The sequence below is a fragment of the Empedobacter sp. UBA1574 genome, from assembly GCF_002322895.1.
Lineage (GTDB): Bacteria > Bacteroidota > Bacteroidia > Flavobacteriales > Weeksellaceae > Empedobacter > Empedobacter falsenii_B.
Genome location: NZ_DCOI01000022.1, coordinates 5,877 through 22,788, shown reverse-complemented (window position 1 = coordinate 22,788; position 16,912 = coordinate 5,877). Strand labels below are relative to the sequence as shown.

11 protein-coding genes are annotated in these 16,912 nt (G+C 31.1%); 9 read left to right on the top strand and 2 right to left on the bottom strand.

What is annotated here, in order from left to right:
- Positions 1 to 12: 12 nt before the first annotated feature.
- The 8 genes from B3578_RS05945 to B3578_RS05910 all read left to right on the top strand — a co-directional run bounded on the left by B3578_RS05945 (position 13) and on the right by B3578_RS05910 (position 13,204).
- Positions 13 to 1,128 (top strand): glycosyl hydrolase family 28-related protein, encoded by a 1,116-nt coding sequence (locus B3578_RS05945; protein ID WP_291047298.1) that lies wholly within the window; start codon positions 13 to 15, stop codon positions 1,126 to 1,128.
- Complete coding sequence (locus B3578_RS05940) at positions 1,121 to 1,807, top strand: glycosyltransferase family 2 protein (protein ID WP_291047296.1); 687 nt, start codon at positions 1,121 to 1,123, stop codon at positions 1,805 to 1,807. Before B3578_RS05945 ends, B3578_RS05940 begins: the two co-directional genes overlap by 8 nt.
- 9 nt (positions 1,808 to 1,816) lie before the next feature.
- Positions 1,817 to 2,716, top strand: a complete 900-nt coding sequence (locus B3578_RS05935) for a glycosyltransferase (RefSeq protein WP_291047295.1) — start codon at positions 1,817 to 1,819, stop codon at positions 2,714 to 2,716.
- Position 2,717: 1 nt separating this feature from the next.
- Positions 2,718 to 3,323 carry a sugar transferase gene (locus B3578_RS05930; RefSeq protein ID WP_291047293.1) on the top strand — a complete coding sequence of 202 codons (606 nt, stop codon included), beginning with the start codon at positions 2,718 to 2,720 and terminating at the stop codon, positions 3,321 to 3,323.
- Positions 3,324 to 3,326: 3 nt separating this feature from the next.
- The gene (locus B3578_RS05925) at positions 3,327 to 3,932 is read left to right on the top strand and encodes an acetyltransferase (RefSeq protein ID WP_291047291.1); all 606 of its coding nucleotides are present in this window, start codon (positions 3,327 to 3,329) and stop codon (positions 3,930 to 3,932) included.
- A gap of 2,353 nt (positions 3,933 to 6,285) precedes the next feature.
- Positions 6,286 to 9,216 (top strand): SusC/RagA family TonB-linked outer membrane protein, encoded by a 2,931-nt coding sequence (locus tag B3578_RS05920; protein ID WP_291047290.1) that lies wholly within the window; start codon positions 6,286 to 6,288, stop codon positions 9,214 to 9,216.
- A gap of 10 nt (positions 9,217 to 9,226) precedes the next feature.
- Positions 9,227 to 10,615 (top strand): RagB/SusD family nutrient uptake outer membrane protein, encoded by a 1,389-nt coding sequence (locus tag B3578_RS05915; RefSeq protein ID WP_291047289.1) that lies wholly within the window; start codon positions 9,227 to 9,229, stop codon positions 10,613 to 10,615.
- A 63-nt stretch (positions 10,616 to 10,678) separates the two neighbouring features.
- The gene (locus tag B3578_RS05910) at positions 10,679 to 13,204 is read left to right on the top strand and encodes a prolyl oligopeptidase family serine peptidase (RefSeq protein WP_291047288.1); all 2,526 of its coding nucleotides are present in this window, start codon (positions 10,679 to 10,681) and stop codon (positions 13,202 to 13,204) included.
- A 48-nt stretch (positions 13,205 to 13,252) separates the two neighbouring features.
- On the opposite strand, the gene B3578_RS05905 is transcribed toward B3578_RS05910, so the two are convergent.
- Complete coding sequence (locus B3578_RS05905) at positions 13,253 to 13,540, bottom strand: DUF6520 family protein (RefSeq protein WP_038337094.1); 288 nt, start codon at positions 13,538 to 13,540, stop codon at positions 13,253 to 13,255.
- A gap of 72 nt (positions 13,541 to 13,612) precedes the next feature.
- Positions 13,613 to 15,058, bottom strand: a complete 1,446-nt coding sequence (locus tag B3578_RS05900) for a DoxX family protein (protein ID WP_349676196.1) — start codon at positions 15,056 to 15,058, stop codon at positions 13,613 to 13,615.
- 449 nt (positions 15,059 to 15,507) lie between these two features.
- Here B3578_RS05900 and nhaA point away from each other — a divergent pair, with 449 nt between their 5' ends.
- Positions 15,508 to 16,677: a Na+/H+ antiporter NhaA gene (gene nhaA / locus B3578_RS05895; protein WP_038337095.1), complete on the top strand. Its 1,170-nt coding sequence runs from the start codon at positions 15,508 to 15,510 to the stop codon at positions 16,675 to 16,677.
- Positions 16,678 to 16,912: the final 235 nt, after the last annotated feature.

The window sequence follows — 16,912 nt, the reverse complement described above, 5'->3', positions numbered from 1 at the left end:
AAAAATAAGTAAATGAAAAAAAATAGTAAGCATTTTATAACTTTTCTATTCTTAATTGTATCATTTTATTCGTTAGCTCAATCAAGTGAGCAATTTGGTGTTTCTATTGTAAAATATGGAGCTAAACCAGCAAAAAATTGGCAAACAGCTATAGACAATTCTTCAGCAATTCAAAAAGCAATAGATGAAAATCCTGGACGCTTAATATTTATTCCAAGTGGAATATATTTATTAGGAAAAGAGATAAAAATTACGCACGATGTAAGATTAGTTGGAGAAAGTAAGTATTCAACAATTTTGCAGCCAATAAATAATGATGGAATATATGTTAATGCTGGAGGAGTTTTTTTAGAAAATTTTTTCATATATGGTCGTGGTAAAACAGGCATAACAATTAATAATGTAAGAAATACAACAATCACAAATGTTTTATTGCAAAATGTACAGTATGGTATTAAATTAGTAAATGCTTGGAATACAAAAATTAGTAATTTAGATATAGATATTAACAATAATCAAAACCCTAAAGTTTTAAAAGGAATAATTTTATCAGGTCAATCAGTAAATAATTATATAACGAATTCTCAAATTAGTGCAGTTGATGTTGGTATTGAAATACAAAAAAGTGATAAAAAATCTGAAGGATTAATAATTTCTAATGTTGGAATTTTTTCAGCAAAAAAAGGAATTAATAATGAAGGAATATTAAGTTTACATATTAATAATTCTATTATTGATTTATGTGAAGAATATGCGTTAGATATTAAAAATACAGCAGGTCTTTTGGTTTCTAATTCATGGCTAAATTCAACAGGTAGTAATAATACACAAACCATTAGATTATTCTCGACTTGGGATAGTCACTTCTCTACTAATAATATTAAAAATGGAAAAGGTACTTCGGTAATATTATTAGAAGATTATAGTAATAATAATATTTTTACAAATAATACAATAGAATTTGTTGATTCTAATAAAGAAAGTGTAGTTTTAGGAAAAACAACAGGACGAAACTTAATAAAGAATAATAATTTTAAATCTTCTAGTAATAAAAATCTGAAAATTAATAATTTAGGAGGGAGTTCTAATAAGATTATTGATAATATAAATATTGATTTGAATGATTGAAAACAAAATATCAGTCTGTCTAGCTAGTTATAATGGTCAAAAATATATAAAAGAGCAACTTGAGTCTATTTTGAGCCAATTAAGGATTGGAGACGAGGTTATCATTTCTGATGATAATTCTACAGATAAAACGATAGAAATAATAAATGGATTTAATGATAGTAGAATAAAAGTCATTCCTAATACGAACTTTAAAGGTGTAATTGGAAATTTTGAAAATGCAATAAAAAATGCTAGTGGAGATTTTATTTTTTTGTCTGATCAAGATGATATTTGGAGAAGTGATAAAGTGCAAGTTATTATAGATTTTTTTGAAGCTAATCAATCCTACAGCTGTATTTTCTCTAATGCAGCGATAATAAATAATAAAGGGCAAAGGATAGGTAAACGTTTTTTTCAACAAATTCCTAAATTAAAATTTTATAAACTATTGCTTAAGAATAAATTCTTGGGATGTACAATGGCTTTTAAAAATAATTTAAATATATTACCTTTTAGGCAAGATTTACCAATGCATGATTGGTACATTGGTTTAAAGCATATACAAAAAGGAAAAGTAGGGTTTATTAATGAAGATCTTATCTATTATAGAAGGCATGGTGGAAATGTGACAACGGGAAATAGATCTAGTCTACTACAAGTCCTAAAGTGGAGAATACTAATGCTAAAATCTTTATAATTATTTGGAATGAATAAAATAAAAGTCCTTCTGGCAACTTACAATGGCGAAAAATATATAAAAGAACAAATTAACTCTATTCTTGCTCAAAAAGATGTTTTAGTAGATACTGTTGTTAGTGATGATGGAAGTAAAGATAATACAGTAAATATTATAAAAGAATTTTATCCTCATATTCCTGTTAATCAAAATTTTCCAGGAACAGGTTCTGCAGCGAAAAATTTTCTAAAAATGGTTATTAATTTAGATTTTAATGAAGATTTTGACTTTGTTGCTTTTTCAGACCAAGATGATATTTGGTTATCTAATAAAATGAGTAGCGCTGTAAAACAACTAATAGAAAATAAGGCTGAATTATACTGCTCTAATCTTACAAAATGGGATACTTCTAATAATTCCTTGAGTGAACTTAAAAAAGACTTTCCTCAAAAAAAATTTGATTTTTTGTTTGAAGGAGGTAGTGCAGGTTGCACTTATGTTTTTACAAAAGGATTTGCAAAGGATTTGCAATCTTTTTTATTAAATCTAGATGCTTCTAATTGGAAGGGTTTTTCCCATGATTGGCTGGTGTATTTTTTTGCGCGTTCGAGAAATTTTAAAGTTTTTATTGATGGCAATTCATTTATTCATTATCGTTTACATCAAGAAAATGTACATGGACATCTAAATAAATTGTCTTGGAATACGATTAAAGAAAAATCATCAGAAGTTTTAAGAGGGTATTATCAAAATCAGGCGATGAATTACATTCAATATTTAGATAAAAATTCCGAAGAATATTACATTTACAAAAACTTTTTGGGCAGTTATTTCCAAAGAAATTTTATAATATGGAAATATAATACACACTTAATGAGAGATAATAGAAAGTTTATGATATTTGCAGTGTTAAATTTATTGAAATTTTAGAATGTACAAACACTTTTTCAAACGTTTTTTTGATTTCCTAATTGCTTTGATAGGATTTACAATGATATCTCCTATTTTTTTGATAGTTGCTATAGCTCTATGTTTTGCCAATCAAGGAAAACCGTTTTTCTTTCAGGCTAGACCTGGTAAGAATGAGAGAATCTTTAGGATTATTAAGTTCAAAACGATGAACGATAAGAAAGATGCTAATGGGAATCTTTTGTCTGATGCAGAACGTTTAACTCCAATTGGTGCATTTGTTCGTAAAACAAGTTTAGACGAAATCCCGCAGTTAATCAATGTCTTGAAAGGAGATATGGCGATTATAGGTCCTCGACCATTGTTGCCACAATATTTGCCATTATATAGTGAAACGCAAAAACGTCGTCACAATGTGCGTCCGGGTATTACAGGTTGGGCACAGGTCAATGGTAGAAATGCCATTACATGGAAAAGAAAATTTGAATTAGATGTGGACTATGTGGATAATTTATCTTTCTTGATGGATGTAAAGGTATTCTTTTCAACGTTCAAAAAAGTGTTCAAATCAGAAGGAATTTCAGCCGATGGGCATGTAACAATAGAACCTTTTAACGGAAATAATTAAGACATGTATTTATACGGAGCAAGCGGACATGGAAAAGTAATTGCTGAAATTGCTGAAGATTTAGCTATTAATATAACGGGGTTTATTGATGCAAACACTAGTATCACTTCAGTATTAGATTATACTGTAATTGCTATTTCAGCTACTAATCTAAACGGTAATGCAGTGATAAGTATTGGGAGTAATAAAATAAGAAAACAAATTGCAATTAAAGAAAATCATCTTCAGTTTATTTCTTTACTATCGCCTAAAGCGAATATTAGCCAAAGAGTGGTTATTGAGGAGGGTACAGTTGTGATGATGGGAGCAACAATTAATAGTGAAGTTGTAATTGGTAAACACTGTATCGTAAATACAAATGCTTCTATAGATCACGATTGTAAGTTAGGTGATTTTGTACATATTTCACCCAATGTTGCTTTAGCAGGCAATGTAATAGTTGGAGAAGGGACACATATTGGTATTGGAGCTTCTATTATTCAAGGTATAAAAATTGGTAAATGGTGTACCATTGGTGCAGGAGCAGTGATTATAAAAGATGTTCCAAATGGAGCCACAGTTGTAGGAAATCCAGGAAGAATTATTAAAATAAAAGATATAAACGTATAAAATAGATAGGGCTCCATTAGGAGCCTTTTATATGTTGACTAATTTAAAAAATTCATATAACTTAATTTCTCGTGCCTCACAAATTCTTTCAAGTGTTGATATTGGCATATTATATTCAATATAATTATCATCTTGAGAAGCTTTTTTAATTTTTCTGACAACGCTTTCTTCAATATTATGTTCGTCAGCAAACTTTCTTTGTGATTCAGATTTTGTTATCCAGTTATTATATATGAATTTACATATACGTCTATTAGAACTATCCATGATAGCAAATTAATAGTAGTAAATAAAAAAAACGCGGTCGATAGTGCGCAATTAAAATATTATTATTATATTTGTTATCAGATAGTTAAAATATAAAGTAAAAATACTTTTATCTCGCTTTTGAAAACTGGTAATTTTTGTAGCAACGAGAAAATAAGTAAATTTGCTCACGACCTAGGCGTGGGCTCTCTTATTGTTGCTCGGTATACCAGTACCTCAAAAGCTTTAAGAAGAGTTCCATGCCTTTCTTGTTTTTGGTCGTTTTCTTCCATCACAATCGCATCGAACTTCATATAATATGCTTGGTTTTATTCCTCTACAAATCAAGTAAAGTACGCTCTCTAAATATGTATTTCTTATAATAGAAATGCACAGACGGTTATTCGATTCAGTTAGAATTGTAAGATGTACATAGTAGATGTTAGATATTAGTATTGAGATTTTAGAAGTGTAAAATGTAGTAGTTGTGATGTATAAAGTATTAAGTAAAATGTAAAAAGTACAATGTATTATGTATTTGAAAAAGGATCATAAAATGTCATATGATTTGGAGGCGAGTGTCAAAAAGTTGAAGAGAATGGTTAAAATATTTTACTGTTTGCGTAGCAAATGATTTAAAATATTGAATGGCTGAAACTTATTTTGACCGTCGAAAATCAAAGACAAGTCTTTTTTCGTTAGTTTTTTTGACGAAAAAAAGTGACAAAAGATTTCTCGATATCTCGAAATGATATATTGGATGCGATTCTGAGACAGGCTCAGAATGACAGCTAAATGATAAGCTTTGATTAATACTCATGTGATAAAAAGGATTTTACATTCATTTTTATTCATTACTTTTTTAATTGTTTTTAAATGAATTCATATGCCCTTCGGGGAAGTCTTGACACAAAAACATTTGAAATTAAAAGGAGAAGCTCCAGTGGAGCTTAGGTATAAATTGTTACAAGTTGATTAATAATTATATGTTCATTTTTTATTCATGGGTTATTATTGTTTTCATATGAATTCATGTACCCTTTGGGGAAGTCTTGATCAAAAAGTAATCAAAAGTTATTCATATGATTTATTATTATTTTTAAGGTATTCATGAATGCAAAGCATTACAAGACCGCGATTTTCGACGTTCAATTACCATCTCACGCACTAAAAAGATTAAATGATTCGCATACGCTCACTAATCTTTTTTACGCTTGTTTCAATGGATTGAAACTCGTCTGCAAATCGTATGTCGACTCTAACATTCGTTCTTGAAAACGAATTAGGTATTGAAAAAATAGTTTTGCATAACGCATAACGTAAAAACAAAAACCCCTTTCCCCAAAACAAAGTTGGCGCGATGTACTGGAAAGGAGTGGATTTTAAAACTAATGTTGAATTAAAAAACTTATGTAAAATTATGAAAGAGTAAACAGATTCACACTCTATCCCCCGAAGACACCACAAAGAGTATAAATGATCTTCATAAAATGATTAGTGTTAATTTTTTTCATTTATTAATGTAATTTTTAAAACTTGTTGGAGGGGGAATTTTGGGTGTAACTTAAAAAGTAGTGTAAAACAGTATTTATTCATTTTTTATTCATGAGTTATTATTGTTTTCGAATGAATTCATATACCCTTCGGGGAACCTTGATGAAAAAACATTTGAGATTAAGAGGAGAAGCTTTATAAGCTTCGGTATATTACTTTTTGCTTGATCAAAAAGTAATCAAAAAATCAAGTCTGTGCTTACAAGTCGGTCAATAATGGCTACTCGCTAAATGCTTTAAATCATTCGCATTTGAAATGCGAACAGTAAATCATTTTTAACGCTCCTTACGCCGAATTGACACTCGACTTTTCAGCAATGACGGTTTATAAATTCGTTGTTAAAAAAGGATTTGAATATTAATAAGAAAAAAAATGTAAAACGTTAAGCGTATCACGTCAAACGCAAAAAACAAACCCCTTTCCCTAAAACAAAGTTGGCGCGATGTACAGGAAAAGGAGTGGCTTTTAAAACTAATGTTGAATTTTAAAAAACTATTGTAAAATTATGAAAATATTTTACTTTAAACTCAATAGGCATACAATAAGTGTGCTATTGGGATTGTTTTGTGCAACACCATTGTTGGCACAAACAGGAAAAACCGTGACTGGAACGGTAAAAGAACTACAAGTCCCGCTAGTGGGCGTAATGGTAAAAGAGGAGGGAACCGATAATTCCACTTTTACCGATGCAAATGGAAATTACTCGTTGACCTTACAACAGGATAATGCTAAACTAATTTTTGAGCAATTGGATTTCCCTATTCGAGAAGAAGAGGTATTGAATAGAAGTGTGATAAATGTAAGTTTCACAAAAGAAGATGACGGGATTCAGCTAAAAGATGTGGTGATAAATGCAGGGTACTACAATGTAAAAGACAAAGAACGTACGGGGTCTATTGCACGTGTTACCGCAAAAGAAATCGAGAATCAACCCGTGAATTCTGTTTTAGATGCTTTACAAGGTCGTGTTCCCGGTTTAGAGATTACACCAACTTCTGGAACGCCTGGTGGTGGCTATACAATTCGGGTAAGAGGCCAAAATAGTATTGCTGCGGGGAATAATCCTCTATTTATAGTAGATGGTGTTCCATTTGATACCAATTCGATGGGAGATAATGCAACAAGTGGAGGAATACTCATGTATTCGTCTATAAATCCTTTAAATTATATCGATCCACAATCTATCGAATCTATCGAAGTTTTGAAAGATGCGGATGCTACGGCTATTTATGGATCACGGGGAGCCAATGGTGTACTATTGATTACTACAAAGAAGGGAAAAGCGACTAAAACAAGTATTTCTATAGATGCTTCTACCACGGTTATTAACCCTACTAAGTTTCCTAAACTACTTAATACAGAACAATATCTAGAAATAAGGAAAAAAGCCTTTGCAAACGATGGTGTAACGACATACCCTACCACAGCCTACGACATAAATGGAACATGGGATCAGACCAGGTATACGGATTGGCAAAAACTACTTATTGGGAATACAGCTTTCAATCACAACATTCGTACGTCTATAAATGGTGGAAATGAGCAAACTAATTTTATGATAGGTGCCAATGTAATGAAAGAGTCTTCTGTTTTCTATGGTAATTATGCCTACAATAAATTCAGCTTTTTTTCGACACTAAACCATAAAACAGCGAATAACAAACTAAAATTGCAATGGACAACTAATTATGGACAGGATAAAAACTATTTACCTACACAAGATTTGACAAGAATTGCAAGAACGCTTGTTCCAAATGCTCCGCGGTTGTTTAATGAAGATGGTAGCTTAAACTGGGAAAACAATACTTGGACAAATCCACTTGCGGCACTCAATGCTAGTTACCGCAATAATACACGTAATCTAAACACAAATCTAAATACAAGTTATCTGTTGATGGATAATATTGTTTTACGATCTAATGTCGGATACAATCGATCAGATTTAGATGATAGTCAACTTAATCCACATACCATTCGCAATCCTTCTTTTGGTGCTACAAGTCAACAATCTAACATGACAAAAAATTCTGGTCATCATGAAGGGTGGTTAATAGAACCCCAATTGGATGCTAAATTTAATTTAACTGCTTCGAGTAAACTAAGCGTATTAGTTGGTGGGACTTTAAATAGCCAAACAACAACTAAGTTGGTGATTATGGCAAATGGTTTTACAGACAACCAGTTAATGAATGTATTAAGCGCGGCTAAAAACGTGACGATATACAAGGATACTGAAGAGCAATATAAATATGCTGCTCTGTATGGAAGAGTAAATTATAATCTACACGAAAAATACTTCGTTAACTTGACAGGACGACGAGATGGATCGAGCCGATTTGGTCCTAATCATCGTTTTGCAAATTTTGGTGCAGTTGGTGCTGCTTGGCTTTTTTCGAAAGAAAGTTTTCTACGTGACGTATCATGGTTAAGTTTTGGGAAATTGAGAGGAAGCTATGGGGTAACAGGAAATGATCAAATTGGAGATTATCAATACCTAAATACCTATAACATCAGTCAAAATGGATATGATGGAAATATACTATTGACAACAGCACGTTTGTATAATCCTGATTTTTCGTGGGAGAAAAATAAAAAGTTAGAATTTGCCTTAGAAACAGCATTCCTAAAAAATAGAATTAATCTAACGCTGAATTATTATCAAAACCGATCAAGTAACCAATTAGTTGGCTATAGCTTGCCCACTATAACGGGGTTTACCTCTATACAAGCGAATTTGAATGCGGTTGTAGAAAATAAAGGTTGGGAAATGGATTTGCAGGTTGTTCCTATAAAATCTGCTAAATTCAACTGGTCTACTTCTTTTAATCTTACTATTCCTAAAAATAGATTGGTGGCATTTGAAGGTTTAGAAAACACCTCCTATGCAAATATGTATGTGATTGGAAAATCATTGAACACTAAGAAAATGTATCATCTGCAAGGGATTAATCCAACTACTGGTTTGTATGAGTTTACTGATTATAATGGAGATGGTAAGATAACCGCCATAGAAGATAAACAACAAGTTGTATCATTAGATCCTTCTTTTTATGGTGGATTCTCTAATTCTGTTTCGTATGAAAACTTTAATGTCGAGCTCTTTTTCCAATTCGTTAAGAAAAAAGGATTTAATGAATTCTATAGCTATGCTATGCCAGGTACAATGAGTAATCAGCCTTTTTCTGTGGTAAATGGGAATTTACAAAATTACTCGAGCGGAGCAAATCAAGCAGCTAGTATTGCCTATTCTAATTACAATAGTAGCGATGCAATGGTAACCGATACGTCTTTTATTCGATTGAAAAATGTTTCATTGTCTTATAAACTTCCTCTAAGTAAAAATCAGTCCAATCAATATGTGATTTATGCTCAAGGTCAAAACCTATGGACATGGAGTAAGTATAAATATGGTGATCCGGAACAAAATACTGGGTATCTACCTTCTTTGAGAAGAATTTCGATAGGATTTAAAGCTAATTTTTAATGACACAATTATGAAAAAATATCAAAACATAGTAAGCTATTCTTTATTCGTTTTCCTAATGGGAAATACGATAATAAGTTGTGAGAATTTTGTGGAATTAGATTCTCCAAAAGGGCAATTGAACCAAACAGATGTATTTGAAACAAACCAAACGGCACAAGCCGCTGTAACTACTTTATATGCATTATTACGTGATAACAGCTTAATAGCTGGAAATTTATCTAGTGCTGGTTTTTACATGGGAATTTACTCAGACGAGTTGGATAGTTATGCTACTGCTAATAGCGGTACGGACTTATTTTACAGACATCAAATTATCCCAACAAATGACGGTGTAAAAGGGATTTGGACAAATTCTTATAAAGTAATATACGAATGCAATGCGGTAATAGAAGGTGTAGAAAAATCAAATGGATTGACAAAAGAGCAAAAGAAACAATACAAAGCTGAGGCACTATTTATCCGTTCGTTAGCATCCTTTTATTTAACTAACTTATTTGGAGATATTCCATTTATTACCACAACAGATTATACCATTAATCAGAAAAGTTCAAAAACAAGTCATCAAAATGTACTTCTTAAAATTGAAGAAGATCTTATTGAATCTAAACAACAATTAGGTGAGCTTACATCGGTTACAAGCAATCTTAGGGCGAACAAATATATCATTACTGCATTATTAGCACGTCTATACATCTACCAAGAGCAATGGGAAAAAGCTGAAATTGAGTCGTCTGAACTTATTAATTCAGGTAAATTTCAATTAGAGAATGAGTTAAATAAAGAGTTTTTGAAAGAAAGTCGTTCTACACTATTCCAATTAAAAGCTAAAGCTGAAGGTGGAAATTCTAATGAAGGTGGTATATACATTTTTGAGGCTGGTCCTCCTCCTAATGCATCTTTATCCCCTCAACTATTTGAATCTTTTGAGCCAACTGATTTGAGAAAACAACAATGGACAAAACAAATTACTACTAATGGGAAAAATTGGGTAATGCCCTTCAAATACAAAGAAAAGTATGCGACAACAACAAGTAAAGAATATACCATTGTTTTTAGACTTGCTGAACAGGTTTTAATTCGAGCTGAAGCACGATTGAGATTAGGCAATTTGAATGGAGCAAAAGAGGATATAAATAGTATTCGAAAAAGAGCTGGATTAACACCTATCACAACTTCATCTTCTCAAGATATTTTTGAAGCAATTGTAACGGAACGTCAACATGAATTGTTTACAGAACATGGCCATCGTTGGTTTGATTTGAAACGATGGAAATTGGCAGATCAAGTCTTAAGTCCCATAAAACCCAATTGGAAAGCAACAGATGTATTATTACCTATACCAGAAGCTGAACTTTTAATTAATCCAAATCTATTACCACAAAACCAAGGCTATTAAGAGTTTGTACTACAAATACAACATCATAAAAAGGCATTCATACAAACAACAGAATTAGTACCAATGGAAAAAATAAGTAAAATAATATTCCTCATCCTATTGGGATTTGTTCTCTCGACCTACAACGTCTTTGGTCAAGTGATAAATAAGAAAACATATACACACGATTTAGACAGTATATGGTCTACTAATACAACAATTCGTAATATTAGTGCTAACGGAAATTGGATTGAAACCTCTGAGTTCTTCTCAGGTAAGAATATCGTCCGATTATTTCATCCTTCAACCTCAAATGTAATAGAAAGAGAAAATACAAAAAAGAGTTTATTTTCTAATAACGAACATTTTGCAATCCTTTTAAGTGAAAGCAAACTTGAAATAATCGATTTAAGAAATTCGAAAAGCGTTCTTGTATTGAATAAACCAATTCGAAAAGTAGAATTTGACGCAATCAGTCAACAGCTTGCTTACTTATCAGCTGATGATATTTTAACGTTATTCGATACCAAGACGGAAAAATTTGTTACAAAGCATGATGTTTCCAACTTTAGTTGGAGCCCTGCTTCATCTACATTAGCAATTCTTTCTAAGGATGAAAAAACAGTTGGTTTTTATAGCTCAAAATTAGAGGCTATTGATCAGCTATCAAGTGATACAGGTACATTCATTTTTAATGATCGATCTCCTCTAAATAATTGGAGTAAAAATGGGTATTATTTTTCATTTCTTGAAAATGAAAATGAAAAGAGAAAAATAGTTCGTTATGCATTCCAAACAAAAAGGCTGAATTTCATCAATTTAGAAGATTGGTTGAAAATAAATCCTTCTCATTACTTTTTTGATGAATCTGTTCGTGTATTAGCGGATGGAAAGTATATTGAATTTCAACTAAATGAAAAAAGTACCGAAGATTCTTTAAAAGGAATTGAAAAGTGGTCTACCAATGATACGTGGGATTACCTCAAAGATAAAAGAATAAAAATACAGGATGCGTATAAACGATTAATTTGGTCTGTAGATGAGCACAATACTGTTATGGAAATAAAAGGAAAACAATTTTCTCTTGAAAATCATGTCCCTTTTGCTTTGACATTTGATAGAAAACAGTATGAACCACAGTATAGATATTTTGAGATTGCAGATGTTTATTTAAATGATTATCAATCAAAAAAATCATATAAAATAATTGATAGTCTGTATACTAATCCTAATTTTATTTCCGTTTCTCCAAACGGAAAATACATTGCTTATTTTAAAAATAATAACTGGAATTTGTATGATGTAAAAAAACAAACGCATAAGAAACTAACAACAAGCCTTTCTCAATTTTTTTATGATAGAACTAAAGCAGACTCTGACAAACCGCCTTTTGATCAGCCCTATTGGTCAGAGGATGGAAAATCTATTCTACTAACGTCAACCTATGATTTGTGGCAGTTTAGTATAGATAAAAATGAAGTAAAGCAAATCACCTTTGGAGAACAAAAAGAAGAGTATAATCGTTTGGCATCTATTAATTTAACGAACTCATCAAATCGTAGTATTGACATGAATAAACCACTGATTATTAAACACCATAAAGATGATCAGTCACATGGAATAGCGATTTTAAAAAAGGGAAAAGTGATACATTCTTTTAGTACGGATGCCGAAATCAATCAAATTTACAGTGATAGCAACAAAAATAAATTGTATTATAGAAAAGCAAAATACAATGAATCACCTTCAATTCATGAACTTTCCACTAATCATACAACGCGTCTTGTTTACAAAAGTAACTCTAAGCTAAGCGAATACGACTTAGGTTTTTCTAAAAATATAAACTATACATCTATAAATGGAAACGTGATGAATGGGGCTCTTTTATACCCTTCTCAGTACGATTCTACTAAAGCATATCCTATGGTTGTGTACATTTACGAAAACACATCGAAAAAAGTAAATGAGTTTACTATTCCAACATTATACGCTAAAGATGGATTTAATATTCTTAATTACATTACAAAAGGGTACTTTGTTTTGTTACCCGATATAGAGTATGAAATTGGTAACCCAGGTAGTTCTGCTTTGGTAAGTGTAGAAAATGCCGTAAAAAAAGCAGTAGAACTGTCGACAATTGATCAAAAAAGAATTGGTTTAATTGGACATTCATTTGGTGGATATGAAACAGCCTTTATTGCTACACAGTCAAAATTGTTTAGAACCGCCGTTGCTGGGGCTGCTGTGACTGATTTAGTTAGTTTTTACCATGATATTAGTGTTTCATTTTCCACTAATCAATTGTGGCGATTAGAAAGTTTTCAGTTCCGTATGGGAGATAGTTTTTACAAGATAAAAGATCAATATTTCAAAAACTCGCCTCTGTATCATATCGAAAAACTAAAAATACCTTTATTACTTTGGACAGGAAAAAAAGACACCAATATTAATGCTAATCAAAGTACTTATTTATTTATGGCTATGAATCGATTAGGAAAAGAAGGAGAAATGTTATTGTTTGATGATGAAGAACATACTTTAACAAAAAAACAAAATCAACTTTTTCTATCTAACTCAATTTTAAATTGGTTTGATACGTATTTAAAATAAAAGAACGGAGCATGATGCTCCGTTCCTATTTAAATTAAACTTAAATATTTATTGACGATATAAAGGAATCGTACAAGATGTTTCTGAAGAATCTCTCAACTCAAAAACATCTTGTTCATTTCCAATTTCACCAATAGTACATGGTATGCTCCCCGTTAAATTACAATCAACCTTTACTTCATCACAATGATTTGTAGCAGAATTGTAAATATATCCTGTCATTAATACTTCTTCTTCATTGTTTTGAGAAGTTTTACTTTCAGTGGCAAATGCAAAAGCAACAGCCATCATTCCTACCCCAATTGGTAGCGCTTTTTTTAGAAAATTTGTTTTCATTTTATATAATTTTAATGTGGTGACTTACTCTATTGTACAGGTTTTCAGTCTTCCCCTGCGTTGCGCAACGATTTATTTTCTTTTATTATAGATATAAAGTTCATGATCTACAATCGCAAATATTTTGTTTTTGTAAATGCTAAAATTTCTAAGTTGCTTTTTGGGTGAATGGTAGAGGTAAAAGCTATGAGTATAGCTTTTGTTCACCAAATCATATTGATCTATAATGCTTGCTCCTTCTATTTTTTGTTCGAAATTACCTAATCGATCAGTCGATATATAGAGTTGGTTACCATAAGTAGAGGCTAATTTATTTACAAGTAAGGTTTGCGGACCTAGTTTATATTGTTGTGTTTTTTTATAATAGGCTACATCAATCTGAACTTTAGAAATAGTATCAATGGTATACCCTGTTTTCATTTCAGCTAACGCAGCATCAAATTCGAGGTACTGATTTTTGTAGTAATAGACGTAAATAAACTTTTTCAATTGGGAATTCCATAGTAATGTGCCGTCCGACTCAAATGTACCATCAAGTTGTTTTTCTAGACTACCATAGTTAAGTTGAAGATGATGCGCTGATAACAATCCCAATACATTTGCTTTTACTTTGGTACTATAAGTTGCTATCCCAAACTTAGAAGAATCTGCGACCACAAATTGATTATAATATACATCTCCTTTAGAAATGGTTTTTGCTTTCCAATCGTCAATTCTACCCCGAAGTAAAATACCAACTGAACCGTCTCCTAAATAAAAATAAGGTGTATGTACATAAGCAATCACTCTTTTGTAAGGCAGTTTATATTGATCAATTTCTAGTTTTATATCCTTTATTTGATTAGCGAGATAATCATACCTTTTAAGAAATAAAGGTGTTTCTGTATTGGCTAAATAGAGATAACAACTATCAATACCTGCTATATAATAACCTGTTGATTCTAAATCGAGAGTAGTTTGTTTTTCTGCTAAATGCGGAATGTATTTACGCGTAAACGCATTGTTATACTGAGATTTCTTTTCTGATAAACCATATAAAATGGTTACACTAACAATTCCAATTAAAATAAGAAAGAATTGTTGAATTACATAACCTCTCCATGTTTGAGAGATGTTTGTTATTCTAACGCCAATTAAAGCCAATCCTACAAATACACCATTAAAAATGAGATGTTCTGTCCATCCCAATTTTTCTAAAACACCACCACAAGAACAAGGAGTAAATGCCGTGAAATGTAGAATAATGATAATATAGGTCGTGAACATCACCATTAAGAAAAGTGAAATCTGTAAAGCGAATGCTCGGAACCGTTCAAACATCAAAAAGATTGCTGTTACAAGTTCTATAGCAATAATTCCATACGAAATAGGAATCGCATAACTAGCTAATAAGGGTGATTGTCCCAATTGCGTTTGAAAAGTCTCAAAATCGATAAGCTTACTGACTGCTGCATAGACAAATAAAACAATAAAAAGGTAGCAGATGAGTGTTTGTATAATAGGTATTAATTTTCTCATGTTTTTGTGTTTTACGGTTAACGGTAAAGGGTTAACGGTTAATGCTATACAAAGTTCAGAGAAGTTATTGAGCAAGTCAATACCTATTTTTAGAAAAAACAGACCAATTTTTGTTAATTCTACTCATTTTTTAAAAATAGAACTCATTTTTTTGAAAAACCTCTCATTTTTGATGAGTTTTAGAATTGTTCTATATAAGGTAGTCTTATTTTAACCAGATTATTTGAAAACCTTTTTCTCGATACAAAATTCTTTTAGAATTCCACTCAAAATGGGGATTTATTGATGAATTGCTTTAGAAATTATGTTAAGGTTTAGTTGTTTTTAGAATATAACTTTTTTATTGCCAGAAATGTTAGTATGAGATGACGATATTTTACCCAATGAAAGCCAATTTATGAAGTTGCATATTTTTTATTATCTTGCTCTAAAATAATAAAAGTTAAATTATGGCTAGTTCTATCAATTTAAAAATATTCAAAGAATTTATTAAGTCGAGTAATTTTGGAGGTTTCCTCCTTTTTTTATGCGTACTGATTTCTTTAATTATAGCTAATTCATCTTTAAGTGACACATTAAAAAGTGTATTATCTTATGAATTTGGAGTCGAAAATAGTTGGATTCATTTAAAGTATAGTACAAGCATGTGGATTAATGATGGATTAATGGCTATTTTTTTCTTACTTGTAGGTCTAGAAATAAAAAGAGAAATTGTAGAAGGTGAACTATCATCACCTAAAAAAGCTATTCTTCCTATTTTAGCAGCAATGGGTGGTGCGATAGTGCCTGCGTTAATATATATATATTTTAATATAGGTTTGGATACTTCAGGTGGATGGGGAATTCCTATGGCTACAGATATTGCATTTGCATTAGCAGTTATATCATTGTTAGACAAAAGGATTCCGATAAGTTTAAAGATTTTTTTGGCTGCATTAGCTATAGTGGATGATCTGATAGCTATTTTAGTGATAGCTTTATTTTATTCATCAGGTATAGACTTAGTGTATTTAATGTATGCGGGTGTAGGCCTAGGAGTATTAGTGTTAATGAATAGATTAAACGTTGAGAATCCTTATTTATATTTGATTCCAGGAATATTTATATGGTATTTTGTACATCATTCGGGTATACATGCTACAATAGCAGGTGTATTAGTAGCAATGACTTTACCAACAAATAATACTGATCAAGAATCGCCATTAGAACGATTAGAACATGCCTTAGTAAAGCCTGTAAACTTTATTATTATTCCAATTTTTGCATTTGCTAATACTAATATAACTATTTATAACGAGATGCTTGAAGGATTAAGCTCTCCTTTAGGATTAGGTATTTTATTAGGTTTATTAGTTGGTAAACCAATAGGTATTGTATTAAGTTCCATTATTTGCTCAAGATTTGGCATTGGTCAGTTACCAGAAGGGAGTAATTTAAACCATATTTTAGGTGTAGGATTATTAGCTGGTATCGGTTTTACGATGTCTATATTTATATCTAATTTATCATTTAATAGTGAAATATTAATTGATGAAGCTAAATTAGCCGTTTTATTAACATCTTTAATTGCTGGAGTATTAGGCTACTTGATTTTGAGAAAAAGTAGTAAAATAAATTAATAATACTTACTCGAATTTTTAATTCTCGATTATTTGATCAGATAACAAAATGTAGTTATAAATGGAAATAGGCATATGATGAATACGGAGAAGAAGGTTTACTTAGAAAGAAAACAATAACTCGTACATTTCCCAATCAAATCAAGCAAGAAATTGTAAATAAAGTATTAGAACTTCGAAAAGAACATAAATTAGGGACTTGGCGAATTAAATTGTATTTAGAACGTTATCATGA

Coding starts and splice junctions, on each gene's coding strand:
- B3578_RS05940 (WP_291047296.1), top strand. CDS start 1,121: ATGATTGAAAACAAAATATCAGTCTGTCTAGCTAGTTATAATGGTCAA.
- B3578_RS05915 (WP_291047289.1), top strand. CDS start 9,227: ATGAAAAAATATCAAAACATAGTAAGCTATTCTTTATTCGTTTTCCTA.
- B3578_RS05935 (WP_291047295.1), top strand. CDS start 1,817: ATGAATAAAATAAAAGTCCTTCTGGCAACTTACAATGGCGAAAAATAT.
- B3578_RS05900 (WP_349676196.1), bottom strand. CDS start 15,058: ATGAGAAAATTAATACCTATTATACAAACACTCATCTGCTACCTTTTT.
- B3578_RS05945 (WP_291047298.1), top strand. CDS start 13: ATGAAAAAAAATAGTAAGCATTTTATAACTTTTCTATTCTTAATTGTA.
- B3578_RS05925 (WP_291047291.1), top strand. CDS start 3,327: ATGTATTTATACGGAGCAAGCGGACATGGAAAAGTAATTGCTGAAATT.
- B3578_RS05910 (WP_291047288.1), top strand. CDS start 10,679: ATGGAAAAAATAAGTAAAATAATATTCCTCATCCTATTGGGATTTGTT.
- B3578_RS05930 (WP_291047293.1), top strand. CDS start 2,718: ATGTACAAACACTTTTTCAAACGTTTTTTTGATTTCCTAATTGCTTTG.
- B3578_RS05905 (WP_038337094.1), bottom strand. CDS start 13,540: ATGAAAACAAATTTTCTAAAAAAAGCGCTACCAATTGGGGTAGGAATG.
- nhaA (WP_038337095.1), top strand. CDS start 15,508: ATGGCTAGTTCTATCAATTTAAAAATATTCAAAGAATTTATTAAGTCG.